This is a genomic window from Streptomyces sp. NBC_01622 (assembly GCF_045209635.1).
Taxonomy (GTDB): domain Bacteria; phylum Actinomycetota; class Actinomycetes; order Streptomycetales; family Streptomycetaceae; genus Streptomyces.
In genome coordinates this window covers 406,305-427,171 of sequence record NZ_CP109293.1, presented here as the reverse complement: position 1 = coordinate 427,171, position 20,867 = coordinate 406,305, and the positions used below count along the sequence as shown (strand labels likewise).

The following is a 20,867-nucleotide window of genomic DNA, read 5'->3' as shown; positions in this document are numbered from 1 at the left end:
CATGAACACGCGGCGCTGCACGTCGAGTTCAGCGTGGCCGCCGCTGTACGACATCGGCGAGCACCGTGGTCACCAGCTTGCCGACCGTTGAGGTGGTCGGCGGGTCCGAGGCCCGGTCGGCGAACAGGAGGTGCCCCCCTCCGACCAGGGAGAGGGTGAGCGAGTCGATGTCGGCGTCGGCCGCGATGCGGCCCCTGGCCCGCTCGTCGGTCAGGTAGGCCGAGACCGCCGTCGTCATCTCGGCGAGGACGGCGATGCCGCCTCCGGGCCGGGCCTGCCGCAACCGCGCCCGCAACTCGTCCCGGAAGGTGATGAGCGGGATGATCGCCACAGGTACGGGCCCGAACAGGGTGGTCAGCGCGCCGGTGAGGTTGTCGGCGACGGTGCCGGTTCCGGCGGAGTCGCCCAGCGCCCGCGCCTGTGTCTGCAACCGCGCGGCCCGGTCGAGGACGAGCTCGGCGAGGAACGCGTCGAAGTCGGTGAAGTGCCGGTGCAGAACGCCTTTGGCGCAGCCCGCCTCATCGGTGACGGCCCGGCTGGTCAGCCCGTTCGGCCCGTCCCGCAGCAGCACGCGCTCGGCGGCGTCGAACAACTGCTGCCGCGCATCACGAAGGTGCACCCCGGTCGGCACTTGTGGATCCTTTCGTGCGTCAGCCCTCTGCCACGTATTGGCTTGTGGGCGCTTGCCCACTAAGGTGAACGCATGCCCACTTTACCGCGAGAGCAGCCAGAGCCCGCCCCGCTGCATCAGGCCCGACAGATGGCCGAGTCCTTCGGCACGGACGCGCAACGCTACGACCAGGCCCGCCCCGGCTACCCCGACGACCTGGTGGCACGTATCGTCGCCGGAAGCCCGGAGACCGGTGGGCTCGACGTGCTCGACGTGGGCTGCGGCACCGGCATCGCGGCCCGTCAGTTCCAGGCCGCCGGCTGCACCGTGCTCGGCGTCGAACCGGATGCGCGGATGGCCGACTTCGCGCGGGACCGCGGCCTGCCGGTCGAGGTGGCGACCTTCGAGGCCTGGGAACCGGGGGGCCGAACGTTCGACGCGGTGACCGCCGCCCAGTCCTGGCACTGGGTGGATCCCCTCGCCGGTGCCGTGAAAGCGGCCCGGGTGCTGCGCCCGAGCGGCCTCCTGGCGATCTTCGGGCACGTGTACGAGCCGCCCGCCGAGGTGGCCGAGCCTTTCGCCGCTGCCTACCGACGAGTGGTGCCTGACTCGCCGTTCGATGGTGGGCCGGCCCGCCGACCGCTGGAGATGTACGAGGCGGCGTACGCGAAGGTCGCCGGCAAGATCCGCGAGACCGGACAGTTCGCCGAACCGGAACAGTCACGATTCGACTGGGAGCGGTCCTACACGCGCGACCAGTGGCTGGACCTCCTCCCCACGACCGGCGGCCTCACCCGCCTCGGCCCCGACCAACTGGCCGAGATACTGGGCGAGGTCGGCCGAGCCGTCGACGCCCTGGGAGGCAGCTTCACGATGCCCTACACCACCCTGGCGGGTCATCGCCGTATGCGCCACCACCCCTCTCTGATCCCCTTTGACCCACTCCCTTTCGGAACGGCGGGTTCCAGAGCGTTGCTTTCCGAACGGCCCGCTCGTTGATCTCCGCATGCAGTGAGCGGTGCCCGAGCGGCATGGAGGCGTGGATCGACAGTGGTGCCCAGCGGCCTCCCGTGGGCAGGCGAACGGAGAGCCCTGTGCGCATGAGTGACCTTCAGCGGTGCGAGATCCGTCCCGGACGACTCGTCGAGTGGACGCTGCACCCGAGGGCCGTAGGAGCGGCGCGGGCACTTCCCGACGACGTGCGGCCACCGGCGTATGTGCAGGAGTCCCATATCCGTACGGCGCGTTCGGTGCGCGAGGACGGGCTGTTCGTGCCGACCTGGCTCGGTACCGCCTTCGACATGCCGGGGAGGATCGAACTCGACGTGCTCCAGGGCGCGTTGCGGGACTGGATGCTCCGGCACGAGACGCTGCGCAGCGGTTTCCGGTGGGCCGGTGACGAGATGCGCCGCTTCACCCTGGACGCCGACGCGGTGGCCCTGCACCGTGAGGACATCGGCGAGTTCGCGGACGCGGGGACGCTGACCCGGTATCTGCAGGACCGTTTCGATGTCACGGCGGACGCGCTCACCTGGCCGAACTTCCTCTTCGCCGCGGTCGTACGCCAGGACTGCACGAGCGTGTACCTGGCGTTCGACCATAGCAATGTCGACGCCTACTCGCTCCATCGGATCGCGGGGGAGGTGCACGAGCTGTACGCGGCCGGTCTCGCCGGGAAGGCGGTCGAAGTGGCGCCCGTCGCCAGCTACATCGACTTCTGCGCGGGCGAACGCACGGACGCCGACCTGATCGACGACACGCACACCGTCGTCTCCCGCTGGCGCGAGTTCATCGCCCGCTGCGACGGCAAACTGCCGAACTTCCCCGTCGACCTCGGCCTCGACCCCCAAGGGCCGCTGCCCACACAGAAGTTCCTCCAGGAAATGCTGACCGACGACACGGACGCGGCTGCCTTCGAGGCATACTGCCGCCCCTACGGCGCAAGCCTCGTCGGTGTCCTGGCGGCCGTCGCCCTGGCCGCCCGTGAGATCAGCGGCGTCGACGTGTACCGCACCGTCGTGCCCTTCCACACCCGGGCCAAGTCCCGCTGGGCCGACTCCGTCGGCTGGTACGTGGGCGGCGCGCCGATCGAGATCCCCGTCGAGCATGCGCGGGACTTCGACGACGCCCTGCGGATGGTCCGCGCCACCCTCCGCGAGAACCGCCCGCTGGCCCGCATGCCCATCGCCCGCGTACTGCGCCTGCTCGGCACCGACTTCAAGCCCACGTCCCCCGACCTGTACTCGATCGTCTCCTACGTCGACTCGCGCGCCCTGCCCGGTTCGGATCGCTGGCAGGAGCTGAAGGCGTACGGGCTGATCCGGGTGTCGTACGGCGATCAGGTGTGCGCGTGGGTGACCCGGGTCCATGAAGGCCTGCAGTTCGCCTGCCGTATTCCGGACAACGACATCGCGGACAAGAACATGCGGCTGTGCATGGAGTTGGTGGGGGAGCTCATGGTCTCGGTGGCCCGGCGGGCGTTGGCCGTGCGCCTCTAGCCCTTCCGTGTAAGGCAGTTGAGGACGAATCCGACCTGGGGCACGGGTACCGACCGGCGTATGCGCGCCCCATGTCCGAACAAATATGTGCTGCAGCACCGTTGACCCGCCGGACGGACGGAACCTAGGTTCTCTGCAGGCGAAAGCGCTTGCCATGCCCCGCCGTTCATCCGGCACGGCCTCACGGGGCGCGCTCCCGGCAATCCGTCCCCCCACGTTCCGCCGGACCGGGCGCCAACTCCTGATCTCAGACAACGATGTCCACGCCCCACTCAGGAGGCATCGCCATGACGCCACCCAGTATCCGGAGACGAGATCTCCTCGGCGCCGCCGCGGGCGCCGTGTTCGCCCCGTTGCTCGCCGGCTGTTCCGACGGCGGCGGAGGGAGCACCGCGGTCGGCGGGAAAGTCACCCTCACCTTCGCCTGGTGGGGGAACGACGACCGGGCCCAGCGCACCAACGACGCCGTGGCCCTCTTCGAGAAACGGCACCCGGGCATCACGGTCCGCACCTCCTTCGCCGGCTACCCGGCCTATGTGCAGAAGCTCGCCACCCAGGCGGCGGGCGGCGACCTCCCCGACGTGGCGCAGCTCGACTACCGGCAGATATCCCAGTACGCGGGCAGCGGCACCCTCCTGGACCTCGGCCCCTACCTCAGGAACGGCACGCTCCGGACAGCCGACTTCGACAAGGGCCTCACCCGGACCGGCGTCTACGGCGGCCGGCAGTACGCCCTCCCGATGGGCAAGGGAACGACCGGAATCGTCTACGACGCGGCCGTCTTCAAGAAGGCCGGCGTGGCCACGCCCCGGCCGGGCTGGACCTGGGACGACTGGGCATCGGCGGGCCGCAGGATCAGCGCGCTCGGCATGAAGGGCCCCAACGGGCACGCCTACACCGGCCTTTCCGACCTCGGCGTGAACGAGGACGCCTTCGAGACCTGGCTGCGCGGCAGGGGCAAGGAGCTCTACGTGTCCCAGCGCCGGCTCGGCTTCAGCACCGACGACCTGACCGAGTTCTGGACCTTCACCGACAAGCTGCGCCGCCAGGGCGTCGTCTCACAGGCCAGGGACACCGCCCAGATCGGCGGCGCCGTCGAGGACACCCCGATGGGACGTGGACTGGCCGCGACCGACTTCAACTGGGACGCCCCCTTCCTCGGCTATCCGCCGCTGCTCGGTGACTCCGTCCACTTCGCGCCCGTACCCACCACCGACGGAAAGGTGGGCCAGTACTTCAAGCCGACCATGCTCATCGGCGTCGGCGCGGGCACCCAACACCCCAAGGAGGCCGCCGAGTTGATCGACTTCCTGCTCAACGACCCCGACGCGGGCAAGATCCTCGGCGTCACCCGCTCCACCCCTCCCAACAAGCGAATAGCCGCGGCGATAGGCAAGGACCTCACCGGCCCGGAGAAGGAGGTCTACGACTACGGGCGCACGATCGCCGCCTACGGCACGGACGCCCCGCCCATGGCACCGCCCCGCGGCGACGTCGTCCTCCAGGTCTCCTTCCAACGCGACTACCAGCGGGTCTCCTACGGCATGCAGAGCCCGCGAGGAGCCGCCGAGGAGTACGTGGCCGAGGCGAAGCGGGAGCTGCGATGACCACCACAGCCACCCGGCCCCCCGCGACAACCACCCCCGAGGCACCGCGCGAACGCCGCGGACGCGGCCAACGCAGCGGCCCCGCCTACGTGTTCCTCTCGCCGTGGATCCTCGGAGTCGTCCTCCTGACACTCGCGCCCATGGCCGTATCGCTCTATCTGTCGTTCACCGACTACGACCTCTTCGACCCGCCCAAGTGGGTCGGACTGCGCAACTACTCCGACATGTTCACCGCCGACCCGAGGTACTGGCGGTCGGTGGGCACCACGCTCCTGTACGTCGTGGTCGCCGTCCCGCTCAAACTGGCCCTCGCACTCGGCGTCGCGCTGCTGCTCCGCGGCACCCGCCGGGCCAAGGGCTTCTACCGCTCGGCGTTCTACGCCCCCTCCCTCCTCGGCGCCAGCATGTCGATCGCGCTGGTGTGGCGCGCGCTCTACAACGACGGCGGCACCGTGGACGAGCTGCTGTCCTCCGTCGGCATCCACACCGGCGGCTGGGTGTCCGACCCCCATCTCGCGGTGTTCGTCGTCGCATTGCTCTCCGCCTGGCAGTTCGGCGCCCCGATGGTCATCTTCCTGGCGGGGCTGCAGCAGATCCCGGCCGACCTGTACGAGGCCGCGGCACTCGACGGCGCCGGACGGTGGCGGCGGTTCGTGTCGGTGACGCTGCCCATGCTGTCCCCGGTGGTCTTCTTCAACCTCGTCCTGGAGACCATCCAGTCCTTCCAGGTCTTCACACCGGCTTACGCGATCAGCGGCGGCAACGGCGGACCGGCCGACTCCACCGAGTTCTACACCCTCTACCTCTACGAACGGGGCTTCTCCGCCTCGCACATGGGCTACGCCTCCGCCATGGCCTGGGTCCTCCTGCTGGCCATCGGCGCGGTCACCCTCATCCTGTTCCGGACCTCGCGCTCCTGGGTCTTCTACGCCAACGAGGGGGCCTGATGGCCACGACCGTGTCCAACCTCAAGACCAACGCCAACCGGACCCGCACCGCGGCCGTCGCGAAACACGTCGGACTGCTGGCCGTACTCCTCGTCCTGCTCTACCCGTTGGCCTGGCTGCTCGCCACGTCACTGAAGCCGGCCAACGAGGTCCTCACCAGCCTCAAACTGCTGCCGAGCCACTTCGAGTGGTCCAACTACACCACCGCCCTGGACGGCATCAGCGGTGTCTCCGTGACCCGGCTCCTGCTCAACTCCCTGCTGATCAGCGTCGGTTCGGTGATCGGGAACGTGGTGTCCTGCTCACTCGCCGCCTATGCCTTCGCCCGGTTGCGGTTCCGTATGCGGGGCCCGATGTTCGGCTTCATGATCGCGACGATGATGCTGCCGCACCACGCGGTGCTGATCCCGCAGTACATCATCTTCAACAAGCTCGGCATGGTGGACACCTACTGGCCGCTGATCCTGCCCAAGTTCCTTGCCACGGAGGCGTTCTTCGTCTTCCTCATCGTCCAGTTCATGCGCGGCCTGCCCCGCGAACTGGACGAGGCCGCCCGCATCGACGGCTGCGGACCGTTCCGGATCTTCTGGTCGGTCGTCCTCCCGCTGACCCGCCCGGCACTGATCACCACCGCGATCTTCACCTTCATCTGGAGCTGGAACGACTTCTTCACTCAGCTGATCTACCTCTTCGACCCGGAGAAGTTCACGATCACCCTGGCGCTGCGAAACTTCGTCGACCAGTCCAGCACCTCCGCCTACGGCCCGATGTTCGCGATGTCGGTGATCTCGATCGTGCCGATCGTGCTGTTCTTCTTCGCCTTCCAGCGCTACCTGGTGCAGGGTATGGCGACCTCCGGACTGAAGGGCTGAGCCATGAGTTCCCCCGTATCCCAACGCCGGGAACCCGGCGAGCTGTTCGGCCCCCGCTTCACACTCTTCGCCGACATGCTCGCGATCGGCGTGGCGGCGGCGGTCGCCTCCCTCCCACTCATCACGGCCCCTACGGCACTCGCCGCGGCCTGCGCCGTCCTGCGCCGGGCGATCCGCGAGGACCGTCCGGTGACACTGGGCGAGTACGTCGCTGAGTTCCGCGCCCACGGGCTGCGCCGCTCGGTACTGGCGGGCATGACCGCCTTCGCCGCGCCGGCCTTGATCGTCCTCGACCTGGCCCTCGCACGGGCGGGCCTTCCGGGGGCCGGTCCGATGTCCTGGGCGCTGACTGGTCTGGCGGTGGCGGGCCTGGTCCTCGCGCTACGCGCCGCGGCCGACCCGGACGTGTCGGCCGGCTGGGGTCCGGCTCTGCGCCGGGCCGTCACCCGTTCCTTCGCCGATGTGGTGGGCTGCGCACTGATCGCGGTGGCGGTCGGTCTGTGCGTCGCGTTCCTGTGGATGCTGCCCCTTCTTGCCCTGCTGCTGCCCGGGCCGCTGGCCTTCGCGATCACGGCCGTAGAACTCCGTGCCGAACCCACACGCAACAGGTGATGCGCCACTGCCCCGATGTGCGCATCACTCGTTGAATGCCTGTCTCCTGACGTGATGTCACACATCCTGAAAGCCGAACCCGCCGACCAGAGGGTGTTCACCCCGCGTTCGGCCGTGCTCGGTACCTCGCCCCCGGCGTCGTAAGCGGGAGTCACGATGACAGGCCCAGCCATACCCGCCCCCTCACCTCCCCTCGATCCACCTCCTGGCGCACCGTTCTGCGGGGCGCCGCCACGGCCGGGATGCTGCCGGCCGGCGAGGGGGAGTTGTTCGACCCCTCCCTCGGCGCGAACACCCTTGCGCCCCGGTTCCCGCTCGTACTCGACGGCGAACTCCCTTGCCGGCGCGTCCGGTTGAACCTCCCCGTGGGCCACCAGATGCGCGAACAGGACGAACGCCATCGCCGAGTCGTCCGTCCACAGCCACGGCGCGGGCCGCAGTTCGCGCGCGGCCCACAACGACTCGGCCGGCTCGTCGGAGCGGGTGAACCAGCTGTCCCCGAAGGCGTCGCCCGTCACCAGGCCGTCCAGGGAGGCGTGGGCGTGTTGCGGACTGCTCATGCTGGGGCTCCCGTTAATGATCGGCGGGCATCGCACATCGTAGTTAAGGTGCCGGGATGGAGCGGATCCTGGTGGTCGGGGCGACGGGTGCGGGCAAGTCCACGCTGGCCCGGGCTGTGAGCGAGCGGCTGAAGGTGCCCTACCACGAGATGGACGCCCTGTACTTCACCGGCCCCGGCTGGGCCGTCAACGAGCACCTGACCGACGACGTTCTACGGCTCACCGCCGAACCCCGCTGGATCGTCGACTCGATCGGCTCGCCCGAAGTCCGTGATCCGCTCTGGGAGAAGGCCGACACGGTGCTCTGGCTGGACTACAGGCGACGTGTGATCATGCCGCGCGTCCTGCGCCGCTCCCTCCGGCGCACGGTCACCCGCGAGCACATCTTCGGCGGCAACAGGGAGACCTGGGCGGGGTGGTTGAGCCGCGAGCACCCGGCCTGGTGGGCCTGGTCGCAGCACGCGGGCAGACGCGCCGAGATCGAGCGCCGTACGAACAATCCGCGCTTCGCTCCGCTCACCACGCTCCGGTTCGCCCACCCCCGCGACACCGCGATCTGGTTCGCGTCCCTGGGCTGAGCCTTCAGAGGAACGGCGTGCCCGCGTCGAGACCGGACAGGACCCGGCCGTACAGCTCCAGGTTGGTGCTGGGGTTGACGAAGGAGTGCAGGCTCAGCGCGTGCAGGTCGCGTACCGCGCGCTGGACGGGGACGTCCCGGTGCAGCGAGGACGCGCCCGACGCGGACGCGATCAGGTCCACGGCCTCCTTGCACAGCCGGGTCGTATAGCCGCTCTGCGCGCGGATCCTGGCGCGTTCCGCCTGTGTGTACGGTTCGTCGTTGTCGGCCGCCGACTCGATCCGGGCGACGAACTCGCGGGTCAGCAGTTCGGCGCAGGAGATCTTCAACGCGGCCTCGGCGACCTGGAGATGGGTGACGCCCGCCTCGTACTGCCGCTCGTGGAAGGTGTAGGTGATGCCCCGCCGGTGGATGCGTTCGGTGAACTCCGCGAGGGCCGCCCGGGCCAGGCCCAGCGCGTTCGGTGCCGTCCAGGCGCAGAACAGCATCAGGACCGGCATCCGGTAGAAGGGGTCGTCGGCGTTGGTTTTGGAGGGGAAGCCGCCGGCCAGTAACTGCCCCACGGGCAGGATGCGGTGCGCGGGCACGAACACGTCCCGGGCGACAACGCTGTTGCTTCCGCTGCCCGCAAGCCCCGACACGTACCAGTCGTCGAGGATCTCCAGATCCGACATCGGTACGGCCGTCCACAGCACCTCGGGCGGACCGCCGTCGGACTCGACCCGGGCCGTCAGCAGATGCCAGTCGGCGTTCTGGCAGCCGGTGGCGAAGCCCGAGGTGCCGTTGACGACGTAGCCGCCGTCCGTCGCCACCGCGACGGCGTCCGGGATGAGCGTGCCGCCGACCCGCACATCGGGACCGGTGAAGATCTCGTCCTGCGCCTCGTCCGGAAACAGCGCGGCGATATAAGAACACCCCGCCTGGATCAGCGCCATGAAACCCGTCGAACCGCACCCGGCGGCGATCTCGCCCAGCACCTCGACCTGCGTGCTCAACCGGCTCTGGTAACCCCCGTACCGGCGTGGGACGTTCATCCGGTACACCCCGGCGTCCGTCAGCGCGGACACCACCTCCGCCGACACCCGCCGCTCCTGCTCGGTGCGCAACGCGCGTTCGCGGAGCAGAGGTTGCAACTCCCGTACGCGTGCGACGAGTCCGGCATCGGACGGGAGCGGAGCCATGGGCGACCTCCGGGCGCTACGGGCCCTCACCGTGACGCGGATCGCACACGGTGTCAACGCCCATGCTCAGCATGGAGAGTTGAGGGACCGGTAGAAGTCGAGATGGCCACGGGCCGCGGTGTCCCAGGTGTGGCGTGCGGCCATCTCCCGCCCGGCGGCCCGCCGCACCAGGTCCTCGACGGCGAGGGCGTTGCCGAGTTCCGTGGCCAACTCCTCGGGCGTGGCGGCGAAACGCGCGGCGGCCCCGAACACCTCACGCAGCACGGGCAGATCCCGCACGACCAACGGCACCCCCGCCGCCAGCGCCTCCATCGCGGCGAGCCCGAAGCCCTCCTTGAGCGACGGGAAGGCGAACACGTCCGCCGCGGCGACCAGCGACGGCAACCCGTCCTCCGCGACCTGCCCCAACACGACCGGTTCTACGGCGAGTTCGGCGGCACGCGCCTCCCAACCGGCCCGGTAGTCACGGTAGTCGAAGAGGGTCTCACCACCCGCGATCACCAGCCGGACGTCGGGACGCGCGGCGCGCAGCAGGGCGTAGGCCTCCAGGAGGTCCAGCGAGCCCTTGCGGGGTTCGATGCCGCCCACGGTGAGGACGTACGGGCCCAGACGGGAGCGCCAACTCGCCCGCGCGGCCGGGTCGGTGACGGCGAAGCGGTCGTATGCCACCCCGTTGGGAATGACCTGCGCCCCGATGCCCCAGCCCGCGGCCAGCTCCCGCGCGACCGCCTCCGACACGCACAGGTGCGCGTACGGCTCGACGATCGCCCGCTCGTGGCAGGCGGCCAGTTCGGGGGTGGTGAAGTGGTCGAGATGGTGGACCGTGCGGACGCAGCGGCCGGCCGCGTTGGCGCTGATGCAGTCCTGGGCGTGGACGATGTCGTAGGGGGTGGGGTCGAAGGCGGTGCGGAGGGTGGCGATGGAGCGCAGGACGCGGGCGCCGACGGATTCCTCTGGTGGGCCGTCCGGGAACGGGACGACCTGGAGCCGTACCGCCGGGTGCACCGGTCGGAAGAAGCCCGCGTCGCCGCCCCGGCCCAGGGTCCACACCGTGACGTCCTCGCCCAGTGCCGCGAGGGCCTCCGCGAGGGCGAGGGTGTGGACGACCCCGCCGCGCGGCCTGGTCGAGTAGCTGAGCAGGGCGATCTTCACGGACGTGACTCCCGGTAGGCGTCGGGGCGGCGCTCGTCGAGGTGCCGCAGGACACGGCGGGCGCGGTCCGTCTCGGCGGCGACGTCGATCTCGGCGACGGCGAGACCGGCCTTGGACCAGGTGCGGGCGAGGATGTCACCGCCGGGACCGACGACCTTGGCCTGGCCCAGGAAGCGCATGCCGCCCATGGCGCCGGTCTGGTTGGAGGAGGCCAGGACGACCTGGTTCTCCGCGGCGCGGGACTGGTCGTACAGGTCGAAGAGCCGGGCCTGGCGGTCCTGGGCCATGCGCGGTGCCCGGTTGGTGATGCTGGTGGGCCAGGCGGACAGACAGGCGAGGATCTCGGCGCCGTCCAGGGCCAGCGAACGCGCCGACTCCGGGAAGGTCTTGTCGTAGTCGATGAGCATCCCGAGCCGGCCGACCGGGGTGTCGAAGGCGTCGAAGCGGTCACCCGCCGTGTACGCGGCGACCTCGCCCGCCGGGAGATGCACCTTGCGGTGCCGGCCGAGGACGCCGTCGCCGCTGACGCACACGGCCGCGTTGTAGCGCTCGGTCCCGCCGTCCTCGCAGTAGCCGACGCACACCACCATCTCCGCCGCCAGCCGGGCGACCCGGAGGATCAGCGGGTCGTCCGGCTTGAGCGCCGGAGGCAGGGCCTCGGGGTCGGGGTGACGCAGGTCGGCGAGGTAGCCGCCGAGGGCGGCGTCGGGCAGCACCAGCAGTCCGGCGCCCGAGCCACGGGCGTCGTCGATGAGTTTGGCGACGCGCGCGAGGTCGAACTCCAGGTCGCGGCCGAAGTGGGCGGCCGCGGCCGCGATCCGGACGGTGCTCATACGGTGACTGCTCCCGGGGCTGGGCCATAGGTCTCGGGCCGCCGGTCGCGCAGGTGCCCCATCGACCGGCGGGCGGTCTCCAGGGCCTGCGCGACGTCCAGTTCGGCGACGGCTATGCCGGACGCCACACCCGTGTCGGCGAGGATCTCGCCGCCCGGGTCGACGACCTTGGCACTGCCGACGAAGCGTAGCGACCCGAACGTACCCGCCTGGTTGGCGGACAGCCACACGATCTGGTTCTCCAGGGCGCGGGCCCGGTCGAACAGGTCGAAACGCCGCTTCCAGCGGTCCTTCTCCAGATCCGCGCTCGCGTTCGTCCGCGCCCCCGGCCAGGCCGACACGCACACCCCGATCTGGGCACCGTCCAGGGCCAGCGCCCGTGCCGACTCGGGGAACGCCTTGTCGTAGCAGATCATCATGCCGATCCGGCCGACCGGGGTGTCGAAGGCGTGGAAGCGGTCGCCGGACGAGTAGCTGGCGTCCTCGCTGAGCGGCTGGTGGACCTTGCGGTGGTTGCCGAGGACGCCGTCGCCGGTGACGCAGACGACGCTGTTGTAGCGGGTGTCCCCGGAGACTTCGCAGTACCCCGCCACGACCGTCAACTCCCCGGCCAGGACGGCCAGTCGGCGGATCTCCGGGCCGTCGAGGGCGAGCGCGGGCGGCCCTTCGTCCAGTGCGCTGTCGTCGTCCAGGCTCAGCAGGTATCCGCCCAGGCACGCCTCCGGCAGGGCGAGGAGCCCCACGCCCTGCTCCCGGGCCTCCTTGATCAGCCGTTCGGCGATCGCGAAGTCCTCCTCCAGGTCGCGGCCGAACTCGGCGGCCACGGCCGCCATCCGCAGCGTGCTCATGCCGTCCCCATTCCGGTCACCGTGGAGGTGACCGCCTCGGTGATCTCTCCGTCGGGCCAGCGCAGCCCGACCCCTTGCCCGGCGGTCAACTCCCCGCACACAGCGCCAGTCGCCGGCCCGGCGGGCAGCGGGGGCGCGTGCGGCTCGTCGGCGGTGAGCATCGCGAAACCCGGGAAACAGGTCAGCCAGTCGCCCATCGACGCCCCCGCCGGACGGGGCACGGCGGCCACGTCGAGCACCGCCCCACAGCCGCTCGCCTCGGCGAGCATCCCCAGCGTGCCGGCGATCCCGGCCATCGACACGTCCTTCGCGGCGGCCGGTCGTGCGGCGGCCACCGCACTTGTCATCGTGCGCAGTTCGTCCGTACGACGACGGGCGGTCGAGTCCCACTGGCGGCCCCGGTAGCCCGCGCGCCAGCCGCCGCCGAGGTCGGCCGTGAGCCGTACGGCATGTCCGGGACGCCCGCCGCCACCCGGTACCGGCCGGTCGGTGCGGCCGAGTGCGGTCACCGACAGGGCGGCGGGGACGCCGAGTTGGGTGTGGCCGCCGAGCACCGGGACGCCGTAGGCGCGCGCGGCCCGGGTCAGGCCGCCGAGGATCGAGGCGGCGTGCGCCGCATCGCGGGCTCCCACCGCGTCCAGCAGCCCGACCGGTGAAGCACCCATCGCGGCAAGGTCGTTGACGTTCACGAGGACCGCGCACCAGCCCGCCCACTCGGGGTCCCGCTCGACCATCGACGGCACGATCGCGTCGCACGCGGCGATCACATCGGTGCCGGGGACGGGCGCGCCGTCGTCGCCGACGAAGCCGGACGGCGCGGGCAGCTCCGCGAGCAGGGAGCCCAACGCGGCCTTCGTGACGGTGACTTGGGCCGCTATTCGCCCGATGGGCCACCGCATCAGGACATGCGGGGTGCGGGCGACCTCCGTGGTGCGCACGGACCGCCAGCCGAGCCGCCGGAACAGCACCTCGTTGCGGGTCTGCACGGTCGCGTCGAACCGCAGCGCACCCTCCGCCTCCGCCCGTGCGCAGGCGGCCCGGACCAGTGCGGCGCCGATGCCGTGCGGACCGCGCTCCTTCCGGGCGACGACCAGCCGGCCGCCCTGCCACCAGCCCAGGTCGGGCCCGTCGTCGACCGGGCCCAGCCGCACCCCGCCGATCACCGTGCCGTCCGGGGCCCTGGCGACCAGCACGACGGTACGGGTGTCGGCGTCACGGTCGTCGAGGTCGTCGCCGGTGAAGAGTCCCTGCTCGCGGACGAAGGTGTCGGTGCGCAACCGCCCGTAGGCGGTCAACTCGGTGTTGTCGGCGGCCTGTTGGATGTGGAACGCGGGGCGGCGGGCGAGGGTGCTGCGGTCGCCGAGCAGGGCCAGGATGTCCACCGGCCCGTCCGCCACGAGCGGTGCCGCCGAGCCGTCGAGGTACATGGCGTTCACCCGCCCGCGCTGCGCAGCACACTGCACGCGCCGCAGGCCGCGCAGCCCGCCTTCTGGTCGGCCCCGCTCATCCCGGCCGCCCGCAGCCGGGCCGCGACGCCCTCGGTGACATACCGCAGGAGTTCCGCACCGGGCGGCTCGATCCCGTCGCGGGCGGCGAGCGTGCCGCGCATCGGACGGAAGGGGACGACGAAGGGATACACCCCTCGGTCTATCAACTCTCCGGCGCCCGCGATGAGTTCGTCGGGATCCTCGCCGAGGCCGACGAGCAGGTAGGTGGAGACGCGGTTCGGTCCGAAGACCCGCACCGCCTCGTCCCAGGCGGCCTCGTACTCGGCCGTCGGGACGCTCGACTTGCCGGGCATCCAGCGCCGCCGTACGTCCTCGTCGAGGGACTCCACGTGGAGGCCGATCGCGGTGGCCCCGGCCTCGTGCAGGGCGCGGATCCAGGCGAGGTCGCCGGGCGGTTCGCACTGCACCTGGACGGGGAGCCCGGGGACCGCTTCGAGGACGGCGCGCACGGAGCGGACGAGAGTGCGCGCACCCCGGTCCGGACCGGTCGTCGTGCCGGTGGTCATGACCATCTGCCGTACGCCGTCCAACCGGACGGCAGCCTCGGCGACTTCGGCGAGCTGGGCCGGAGTCTTGGCGGCGATGGTCGCGCCCGCGCGCAGGGACTCCTCGATGGTGCAGAAGCGGCAGCGGTCGGACTCGGCGTAGCGGATACAGGTCTGGACGACGGTGGTGGCGAGGACGTCGGCGCCGTGCAGGCGGGCGATGTGCTCGTAGGGGATGCCGTCGGCGGTGGTGAGGTCGTAGAACTTCGGGCGGTCCACGGCGGACAGTGTCAGGCCGGTGTCGTCTTCGCCGAGCCAGACCCTGCCGTCCCGTACGGAGTAGGGGCTGTCGGGGTTGGTGGGCAGCGCGGCGTTGGCACCGTCGACGAGGACATGACCGTCGTCGCTCGGTCCCGCGCCGTCCGGCCGCCGCACCGGAGCGTCCAACCGGACTCCGTGGAGGGCGAGTTCGGCGCGGGTCATGATCCGCACGTCCACCGCTGTGTTGGTGCCAACGCTCACGGCCCGCCCCTTACAGCTGGTAGGTGGAGTTGATGATGGCGCCCTTGCGGGCGTAGTGGATCAGCGCGTCCTGGACGTCGAGCGGGTGGGTCGGGATGACGCCTTCGATGAGGTCCTCCTCGCGGGCGCCGTGCAGGGAGAGGCCGAAGCGGCAGCAGAAGACCTTGCCGCCCTCGGAGATGAACGTCTTGAGCTGGTTGTTGATGTTGTGCTCGCCGGGGAAGGCCGAGTTGCCGGTGGTCGGGAAGCCGCGGGTGGCAAGGCAGTTGAGGGAGCCGGGGCCGTAGAAGTAGATGGCCGTCTCGAAGCCCTTGCGCAGGGCGCGGGTCGCCTGGAGGACGGCGACGAACGAGACCGACGACTCGTGGGCGATGCCGTGGACGAGCGTGAAGTACGTCTCGCCGTCCTCGGCCTTGTAGTCGGGGAACACCTTGGTGGAGCCGTAGATGCTGGTGCCCTCGGGGAGAGACGGGTGGGGGATCTCGGTGAGGGACTTCTGCTCGATCTCGCTGAGTTCGACGGTTTCGGGCATGGCTGTCTCCTTGTGCGTTACCGGACTTGGGAGGGAGGTCGGTCAGTCGTAGAGCGAGGCGAACGTGTCCTTGAAGACCAGGTCGCCGAGTGTGCCGCCGCCGGTCGCTTCGGCGAGACGGGCGTACTCGCCCGTGAAGTCGCCCCACGGCTGGTCGCTGGCGAAGAGCACCCGGTCGTGGCCGATGCCGCGGCGCTCGATCTCCTTGGCCAGCCAGCGGGGAGTGAAGCCGATGGCCCAGGAGAGGTCGGTGTAGACGTGCTTGCCGGCGGTGATCCAGTCGAAGAACCGGGAACCGGCGAGCTTGATGTGGCCGCTCATCCCGCCGCCGAAGTGCACGAGATGGACGGGGACCTGATCGGCGTACCAGTCGACCAGGTGGCCGACCTCGTCGATGTCGGAGGCGGCTCCGGGGGAGGTGTGGACGTGCACCACCAGCCCGTGCCGGGCCGCCACCGCGAAGATGCGGTCGAGGTGCGGGCGGCAGGCCGGGTCGGTCGGGCGTCCGCCGAGCAGGAAGCTCAGCTTCAGTGCCTTCACGCCCCGCTCGCCCGCCAACTCCAGTGCCTGGGCGGTTCGTTGCTCGTCCTCGGGACGCGGGGAGACCCACAGTCCGGCCCGGACGCGGTCGTCGGTCTGGGCGGCCTCGATGGCCAACTCGTTGAAGGAGAAGGCGATGGCGGGGTCGGGCACGCCGTAGTTGGGGATGACCAGGGCGCGTTCGGTGCCCTCCGCGTCCAGGTCGGCGATGAGCTGCTTGACCGTGGCGCGGGCGGTGGTGTCGGGGTTGACGGGCGGGCCGCCGTAGAAGGGACAAGCGGGCAGGACACCGATGTGGCGGTGCGCGTCGTAGACCATGGTGTGCCGTCCCCTCAGCCGATCGGGAGGGCGGAGGCGAGGTCGGTGGGGGCGCCGGTGAGGGTGCCGCAGACGTCGGCCAGGCGGCGCGAGGCGTCGATGTGGTCCGCCAGGAACTCCGCGTCCCTGCCCACCGCTTCGAAGCGTCCCGAACCCCACGAGTGCTGCCAGGGCAGGCCCAGGAAGTACAGGCCGGGGACGCTGGTGGCGCCGCGCCAGTGCATCGGGTAGCCGCGGCCGTCGAAGACCGGTGCCTCGATCCAGCGGTGGTCGCGGCGGAACCCGGTCGACCAGACGACGGACGTGATGCCGGCCTGCTCCAGGTCGAGTTCGTGAGGCCGGCCGTCCGGCTCCCACACGGGTACGTAGCGTGGCTCGTCCGGTGCCGCGATGCCATGGGCGGTGATGTGGGCGTCGATGGCGTCCTTGATGCCCTCGGCCACGGCGTCCGCGTGGTCGAGGTTCACCTTGAGGTCGTCGGCGAACTCCAGTGCCGTACCGCCGACTTCGGTCAGCCGGCCGTAGAGCCGCATACCGTCGCGCGCGAAGGCACGCAGGTCGATGTCGCGGCCTCCGTCGCGTCCGGTGACGTAGTGGTTGACGCGCATCCTGACCGCGCCGGCGTCGTCGAAGTCGTCGATGCTCTTGGCGTAGTGGCCCATGTCGTCGAGCCACGCCACACAGTCACGACCGCGATAGAAACGGGCCACGCGAGGTGCGCTGCCCACGGCGAGGTGCACCTGGCGTCCGGCGAGGTGCAGGTCCTCGGCGATCTGGCAGCCGGACTGGCCGCTGCCGACCACCAGGACGGCGCCCGGAGGGAGTTGGGCCGCGTTGCGGTAGCGGGAGGAGTGGACCTGGGTGACGGAGCCGGGCAGCCGCTGGGCCATCGGGGGGAGGGAGGGGGTGTGGTAGGGGCCGGTCGCGATCACCACCTGGTCGGCGGTGAAGTCCCCCTCGGTGGTGGACAGTTCGAAGACTCCGCCGGGGGAGCGGCGCAGCCTGGTGACCGTCACGCCCTCGACCAGCGGCGGCCGGAAGTGGGCGACGTAGCCCTCCAGGTACCGCACGATGTCCTCGCGGACCATGAACCCGTCGGGATCGTCGCCCCGATAGGGGTAACCGGGCAGCCTGCACTGCCAGTTGGGGGTCACCAGACAGAAGGAGTCCCAGCGCCGCTCACGCCACTCGTGCCCGACCCGGTGGGCCTCGACGACCACGTGGTCGATACCGCGTTCACGCAGTTCGTGGCTGACGGAGAGTCCCGCCTGACCACCACCCACCACGGCCACCGGACAGTGCGCGCCGGCCGGCCGTGCCGCGGGGCTCATCGCGGACTCCCGTCGGCACCCAGGAGCGCCTCGACCGTGACCTTGGTGCCGTCGACGTCGCCGTACGCGGCGGCCGTCCGTTCTGTACGGGCGAGTTGGCCGGAGGCGCCGGTGCAGTGGAAGCCGAACTTCTCCCGCACCCGCTCCCCGGCGATACCGAGTGCCGTACGGCTGCGTTCCACGAATTCCGCGAGCTCGTATTCGGCGCCCGGAACGAAGTAGTCCTCGACTGTCGTGGAGGGTGAATAGCAGCGCTGGGTCGGACCGTCGGGCCAGCGCACGTCGAAATACATCTCGGGCATGACATCCTCCATGCCGCGCGCCGAGGTCTTGCCACCTCGCCGCTCTCCATGGCGACCAACTTCAGCCCTGTGGATTTCCGAACGAAGTCATCGGGAACAAAGGGGCGTTGCGAAGAACTCACCGTTGCCCGGGAGGCAAACCGGCTATTCGGTGAGCCTGGTGGCCGCTTCCACGTTCGGCCAGCGCGCGAGCGAGATCATCGCCGTCACCCGGTGGATCAGATAGCCGGCCAGCGGCAGTTCGGCGAAGACCGCGAGGGCCGCCGCCGACCAGACGTCCGAGGTGCCGAAGGCCAGCGACACGTCGAACCACGCGTCGCAGATCAACAGCACCGCCGAGAAGACCGCGGCCACGATGACCGCCCGGTTCCGCCGCCAGCCGAGCAGCGCGGTGGCCGCCATCGCGAGCACGAGCAGGACGTCGAACCCGACCCAGGTCACCCGCCACTGGTGCACCTCGTAGGCGGACGGCAGCGTCACCGCCAGCAGAACCGTCCAGGGGACCAGCCCCACGGCGCAGACGGTGAGCAGCTCCAGGGTGTGACGCCGGTGCCGCCGGGCCCGCTCCAGTACGTCGGGCGGCGGAGTCGGGGTGTCTGCCACCTGCCGTATGTCGGCCTTCGACGTGTCGTTCACCTTGACTGCTCCGTTCTCAGGAGTCCGGTGCTGATCCGGTACCGAAGGCTGAAACAGCCCTGTGCTGCGCTCTCTTCCCGAGGTGCGCGAACGCGGATTCTGTGCTTCCGGATCCCGTCAAAGCGGATGGATTATCGCGATAGCGGATGAACGGGGCGGCGGGCTAGACTCGCGCAACCTACGAGGCGGGGAAGGTCCGGCATGCGACGGTGGGCCGAATTCGTACTGCGGCATCGCAAGGCGGTCGTGGCGTTCTGGGGTCTGGTGCTGATCGCCGGCATAGCGCTGGCAGGCCGGACCACGGACCGGCTGACGATCGACTTCTCCCTGCCCGGCCAGCCCGGCACCGTGACCGCGCACAAGATCGAGAAGGCCTTCGGCAGCGGCGGCGACACCAATCCGTATCTCGTGGCGGTCACCCTGCCGGCCGGGCAGACCGTCACCGGCCACGAGTCGGACGTGGGGCGCGTGTTCACCGCCGCCGGCACGGCCGCACCGGGACTGCGGGTGATCGACGAGGCGAACACCGGCGACAAGGCCTTCCGGACGAAGGACGACCGCACCGCCTACGCGCTGGTCTTCTACCGGTTCAACCCGTCACCCAGCCAGACCCTGCTGACCGACCCGATCAAGGCGGCCGCCGAAAAGGCCGTGCCGGCCGGCGCGAAGGTCGGCGTGACGGGCGAGGACCCGCTCGCCTCCGGCGGCGACGACGGGGGCGGCCCCGGAGTACTCGGCGAGACCCTCCTCGGCGCCGTCGGCGCACTCGCCGTCCTCGCCTTCGTGTTCGCGTCCTTCCTGGCCCTGCTGCCGCTGCTGGTGGCCGCGGTGTCGATCCTCGCGACCTTCGTGATGCTGCTGCCGCTCACCTACGCCACCGACGTGTCGTTCATCGTGCAGTTCCTGGTCGCCCTCATCGGCCTGGGCGTCGCGATCGACTACTCGCTTCTCTTCGTCACCCGCTGGCGCGAGGAGCGCGACCGCGGCCGGGACAACCACGACGCGGTCGTCGTCGCGATGCAGCACGCCGGACACGCCATCGTGTTCAGCGGCGTCACGGTCGCCATCGGCCTGCTCTCCCTGGTCGTCCTGCCCGTCCCGTTCCTGCGCAGCATGGGCTACGGCGGTGCGCTCATCCCGCTCGCGAGCGTGCTGACGACGCTCACCCTGACCCCCGCGATCCTCGGCGGCATCGGACCAAAGGTCGACTGGCCCAAGATCCGGCACGAGAACCGGGCGAGCCGCTTCTGGAGCCGCTGGACCGCCGCCGTCGTACGGCGCCGCTGGATCGCCGCCGGCGCCGCGCTGGCCGCCCTCGCGGCCCTCGTCGGCGTCTTCGCCGGCATCAAGATCGGCCTCGCCTCCTCGGAGTCACTGGCCAAGAAGGGCCCGGCCTACGACACCCTGCAGACCCTGGAACGCGGCGGCGTCCCGACCGGCGCGCTCACCCCGATGGAGGTACTGGTCAGCACGGACCAGGTCAAACCCGTCGCCGCCGCGCTCGCCAAGGTCGACGGCGTGAGCAGTGTGTTCGTGCCGACCGGGCCCGCGGCCAACCGGGGCGGACAGAGCATCGTCGTCGTCATCCCCGACACCGAGACGGTGAACTCGCAGAGCGTCGACGCGGTCCGACGGGTCAAGACCGCCACCGAGCATCTCCCCGGGGCCGTCGGCGTCGCCGGGGTCGGCGCGGCCCAGATCGACTTCCTGCACGCCGTCTACGGCAACTTCCCGCTGATGCTCACGATCATCGCGCTGCTGACGTACGTCCTGCTCGTGCGCGCCTTCCGCTCCCTGCTGCTGCCGCTGAAGGCGGTGCTGCTGAACCTGATCTCACTGGCGGCGACCCTTGGGCTGATGGTCCTCTTCTGGCAGGACGGCCACGGTTCCAACGCGATCTTCGGCATCGCGGCCACCGGGGCCGTCACGTTCTGGATCCCGATCATGATCTTCGCGTTCCTGTTCGGGCTGTCCATGGACTACGAGGTGTTCATCCTCTCCCGCATCCGGGAGGAGTACGACGCGGGCCTCTCCACCGACGAGGCGGTGGTCGAGGGCATCGGCCGTACCGGCCGCCTCGTCACCAGCGCTGCACTCATCCTCTTCCTCGCCTTCGCCGCACTCGCCTCGGGACCGGGCACCGACCTCAAGACCCTGGCGACCGGCCTCGGCATCGGCATCCTGCTGGACGCGACCATCGTGCGGATGCTGCTCGTGCCGTCCCTGGTCTCCCTCTTCGGCGGCTGGAACTGGCACCTGCCCGCCTGGGCGGCCGGCCCGCTGCGCGTAGAGCCGTCCTCCCCGCACCCGGAACGGCCGGCACCCGAGCCGACGCCACCCGCGAGCTGACCCTTTGGGGGCGCTGTAACTCGGTTGCCCGGCCGACCGGTTGGGGG

20 protein-coding genes and 1 pseudogene are annotated in these 20,867 nt (G+C 70.6%); 8 read left to right on the top strand and 13 right to left on the bottom strand.

Features of this window, described 5'->3' with window-relative positions; genetic code table 11:
* Nucleotides 1-28 precede the first annotated feature (28 nt).
* Nucleotides 29-631: a TetR/AcrR family transcriptional regulator gene (locus OH768_RS01920; RefSeq protein ID WP_406449326.1), complete on the bottom strand. Its 603-nt coding sequence runs from the start codon at nt 629-631 to the stop codon at nt 29-31.
* 72 nt (nt 632-703) lie between these two features.
* Here OH768_RS01920 and OH768_RS01915 point away from each other — a divergent pair, with 72 nt between their 5' ends.
* The 6 genes from OH768_RS01915 to OH768_RS01890 all read left to right on the top strand — a co-directional run bounded on the left by OH768_RS01915 (nt 704) and on the right by OH768_RS01890 (nt 7,146).
* On the top strand, nt 704-1,609 hold the full coding sequence (locus OH768_RS01915) for a class I SAM-dependent methyltransferase (RefSeq protein WP_406449324.1): 906 nt from the start codon (nt 704-706) through the stop codon (nt 1,607-1,609).
* Nucleotides 1,610-1,710: 101 nt separating this feature from the next.
* Nucleotides 1,711-3,108, top strand: coding sequence for a condensation domain-containing protein (locus tag OH768_RS01910; RefSeq protein ID WP_406449322.1), 1,398 nt, complete (start codon nt 1,711-1,713; stop codon nt 3,106-3,108).
* Between the two features lie 287 nt (nt 3,109-3,395).
* On the top strand, nt 3,396-4,715 hold the full coding sequence (locus tag OH768_RS01905; RefSeq protein WP_406449320.1) for an ABC transporter substrate-binding protein: 1,320 nt from the start codon (nt 3,396-3,398) through the stop codon (nt 4,713-4,715).
* Entirely contained in the window at nt 4,712-5,662 is a 951-nt protein-coding gene (locus tag OH768_RS01900; protein ID WP_406449318.1) for a carbohydrate ABC transporter permease, read from the top strand. The genes OH768_RS01905 and OH768_RS01900 overlap by 4 nt, the downstream gene beginning before the upstream one ends.
* Nucleotides 5,662-6,534, top strand: a complete 873-nt coding sequence (locus tag OH768_RS01895) for a carbohydrate ABC transporter permease (protein ID WP_406449316.1) — start codon at nt 5,662-5,664, stop codon at nt 6,532-6,534. The genes OH768_RS01900 and OH768_RS01895 overlap by 1 nt, the downstream gene beginning before the upstream one ends.
* 3 nt (nt 6,535-6,537) lie before the next feature.
* Entirely contained in the window at nt 6,538-7,146 is a 609-nt protein-coding gene (locus OH768_RS01890; RefSeq protein ID WP_406449314.1) for a hypothetical protein, read from the top strand.
* Nucleotides 7,147-7,199: 53 nt separating this feature from the next.
* Here OH768_RS01890 and OH768_RS01885 read toward each other — a convergent pair.
* Nucleotides 7,200-7,706 (bottom strand): annotated as a pseudogene (locus tag OH768_RS01885) (ADP-ribosylglycohydrolase family protein); the annotation flags it as partial.
* A 56-nt stretch (nt 7,707-7,762) separates the two neighbouring features.
* Here OH768_RS01885 and OH768_RS01880 point away from each other — a divergent pair.
* Nucleotides 7,763-8,284, top strand: coding sequence for an AAA family ATPase (locus OH768_RS01880; RefSeq protein ID WP_406449312.1), 522 nt, complete (start codon nt 7,763-7,765; stop codon nt 8,282-8,284).
* A gap of 4 nt (nt 8,285-8,288) precedes the next feature.
* On the opposite strand, the gene OH768_RS01875 is transcribed toward OH768_RS01880, so the two are convergent.
* The 11 genes from OH768_RS01875 to OH768_RS01825 form a co-directional block, all read right to left on the bottom strand.
* Nucleotides 8,289-9,464, bottom strand: a complete 1,176-nt coding sequence (locus OH768_RS01875) for a flavin-dependent monooxygenase (protein WP_406449310.1) — start codon at nt 9,462-9,464, stop codon at nt 8,289-8,291.
* A 66-nt stretch (nt 9,465-9,530) separates the two neighbouring features.
* The gene (locus tag OH768_RS01870; RefSeq protein WP_406449308.1) at nt 9,531-10,616 is read right to left on the bottom strand and encodes an MSMEG_0565 family glycosyltransferase; all 1,086 of its coding nucleotides are present in this window, start codon (nt 10,614-10,616) and stop codon (nt 9,531-9,533) included.
* The gene (locus tag OH768_RS01865; RefSeq protein ID WP_406449306.1) at nt 10,613-11,449 is read right to left on the bottom strand and encodes a carbon-nitrogen hydrolase family protein; all 837 of its coding nucleotides are present in this window, start codon (nt 11,447-11,449) and stop codon (nt 10,613-10,615) included. Before OH768_RS01865 ends, OH768_RS01870 begins: the two co-directional genes overlap by 4 nt.
* Nucleotides 11,446-12,297: a carbon-nitrogen hydrolase family protein gene (locus tag OH768_RS01860; protein ID WP_406449304.1), complete on the bottom strand. Its 852-nt coding sequence runs from the start codon at nt 12,295-12,297 to the stop codon at nt 11,446-11,448. Before OH768_RS01860 ends, OH768_RS01865 begins: the two co-directional genes overlap by 4 nt.
* A complete protein-coding gene (locus OH768_RS01855; RefSeq protein ID WP_406465103.1) occupies nt 12,294-13,724 on the bottom strand; it encodes an MSMEG_0567/sll0787 family protein in 1,431 nt (476 codons plus the stop codon). The genes OH768_RS01860 and OH768_RS01855 overlap by 4 nt, the downstream gene beginning before the upstream one ends.
* A 5-nt stretch (nt 13,725-13,729) precedes the next feature.
* Complete coding sequence (locus OH768_RS01850; RefSeq protein ID WP_406449302.1) at nt 13,730-14,812, bottom strand: MSMEG_0568 family radical SAM protein; 1,083 nt, start codon at nt 14,810-14,812, stop codon at nt 13,730-13,732.
* A 10-nt stretch (nt 14,813-14,822) separates the two neighbouring features.
* The gene (locus OH768_RS01845; protein WP_406449300.1) at nt 14,823-15,344 is read right to left on the bottom strand and encodes an MSMEG_0572/Sll0783 family nitrogen starvation response protein; all 522 of its coding nucleotides are present in this window, start codon (nt 15,342-15,344) and stop codon (nt 14,823-14,825) included.
* A gap of 42 nt (nt 15,345-15,386) precedes the next feature.
* On the bottom strand, nt 15,387-16,202 hold the full coding sequence (locus OH768_RS01840) for an amidohydrolase family protein (protein WP_406449298.1): 816 nt from the start codon (nt 16,200-16,202) through the stop codon (nt 15,387-15,389).
* A gap of 14 nt (nt 16,203-16,216) precedes the next feature.
* Nucleotides 16,217-17,533, bottom strand: coding sequence for an MSMEG_0569 family flavin-dependent oxidoreductase (locus OH768_RS01835; protein WP_406449296.1), 1,317 nt, complete (start codon nt 17,531-17,533; stop codon nt 16,217-16,219).
* Nucleotides 17,530-17,835, bottom strand: coding sequence for an MSMEG_0570 family nitrogen starvation response protein (locus tag OH768_RS01830; protein WP_406449294.1), 306 nt, complete (start codon nt 17,833-17,835; stop codon nt 17,530-17,532). Before OH768_RS01830 ends, OH768_RS01835 begins: the two co-directional genes overlap by 4 nt.
* A gap of 144 nt (nt 17,836-17,979) precedes the next feature.
* Entirely contained in the window at nt 17,980-18,471 is a 492-nt protein-coding gene (locus OH768_RS01825; RefSeq protein ID WP_406449292.1) for a hypothetical protein, read from the bottom strand.
* Between the two features lie 201 nt (nt 18,472-18,672).
* Between OH768_RS01825 and OH768_RS01820 the strand changes: the two genes are divergently transcribed.
* Nucleotides 18,673-20,820: an MMPL family transporter gene (locus OH768_RS01820; RefSeq protein ID WP_406449290.1), complete on the top strand. Its 2,148-nt coding sequence runs from the start codon at nt 18,673-18,675 to the stop codon at nt 20,818-20,820.
* The last annotated feature ends 47 nt before the right edge of the window (nt 20,821-20,867 follow it).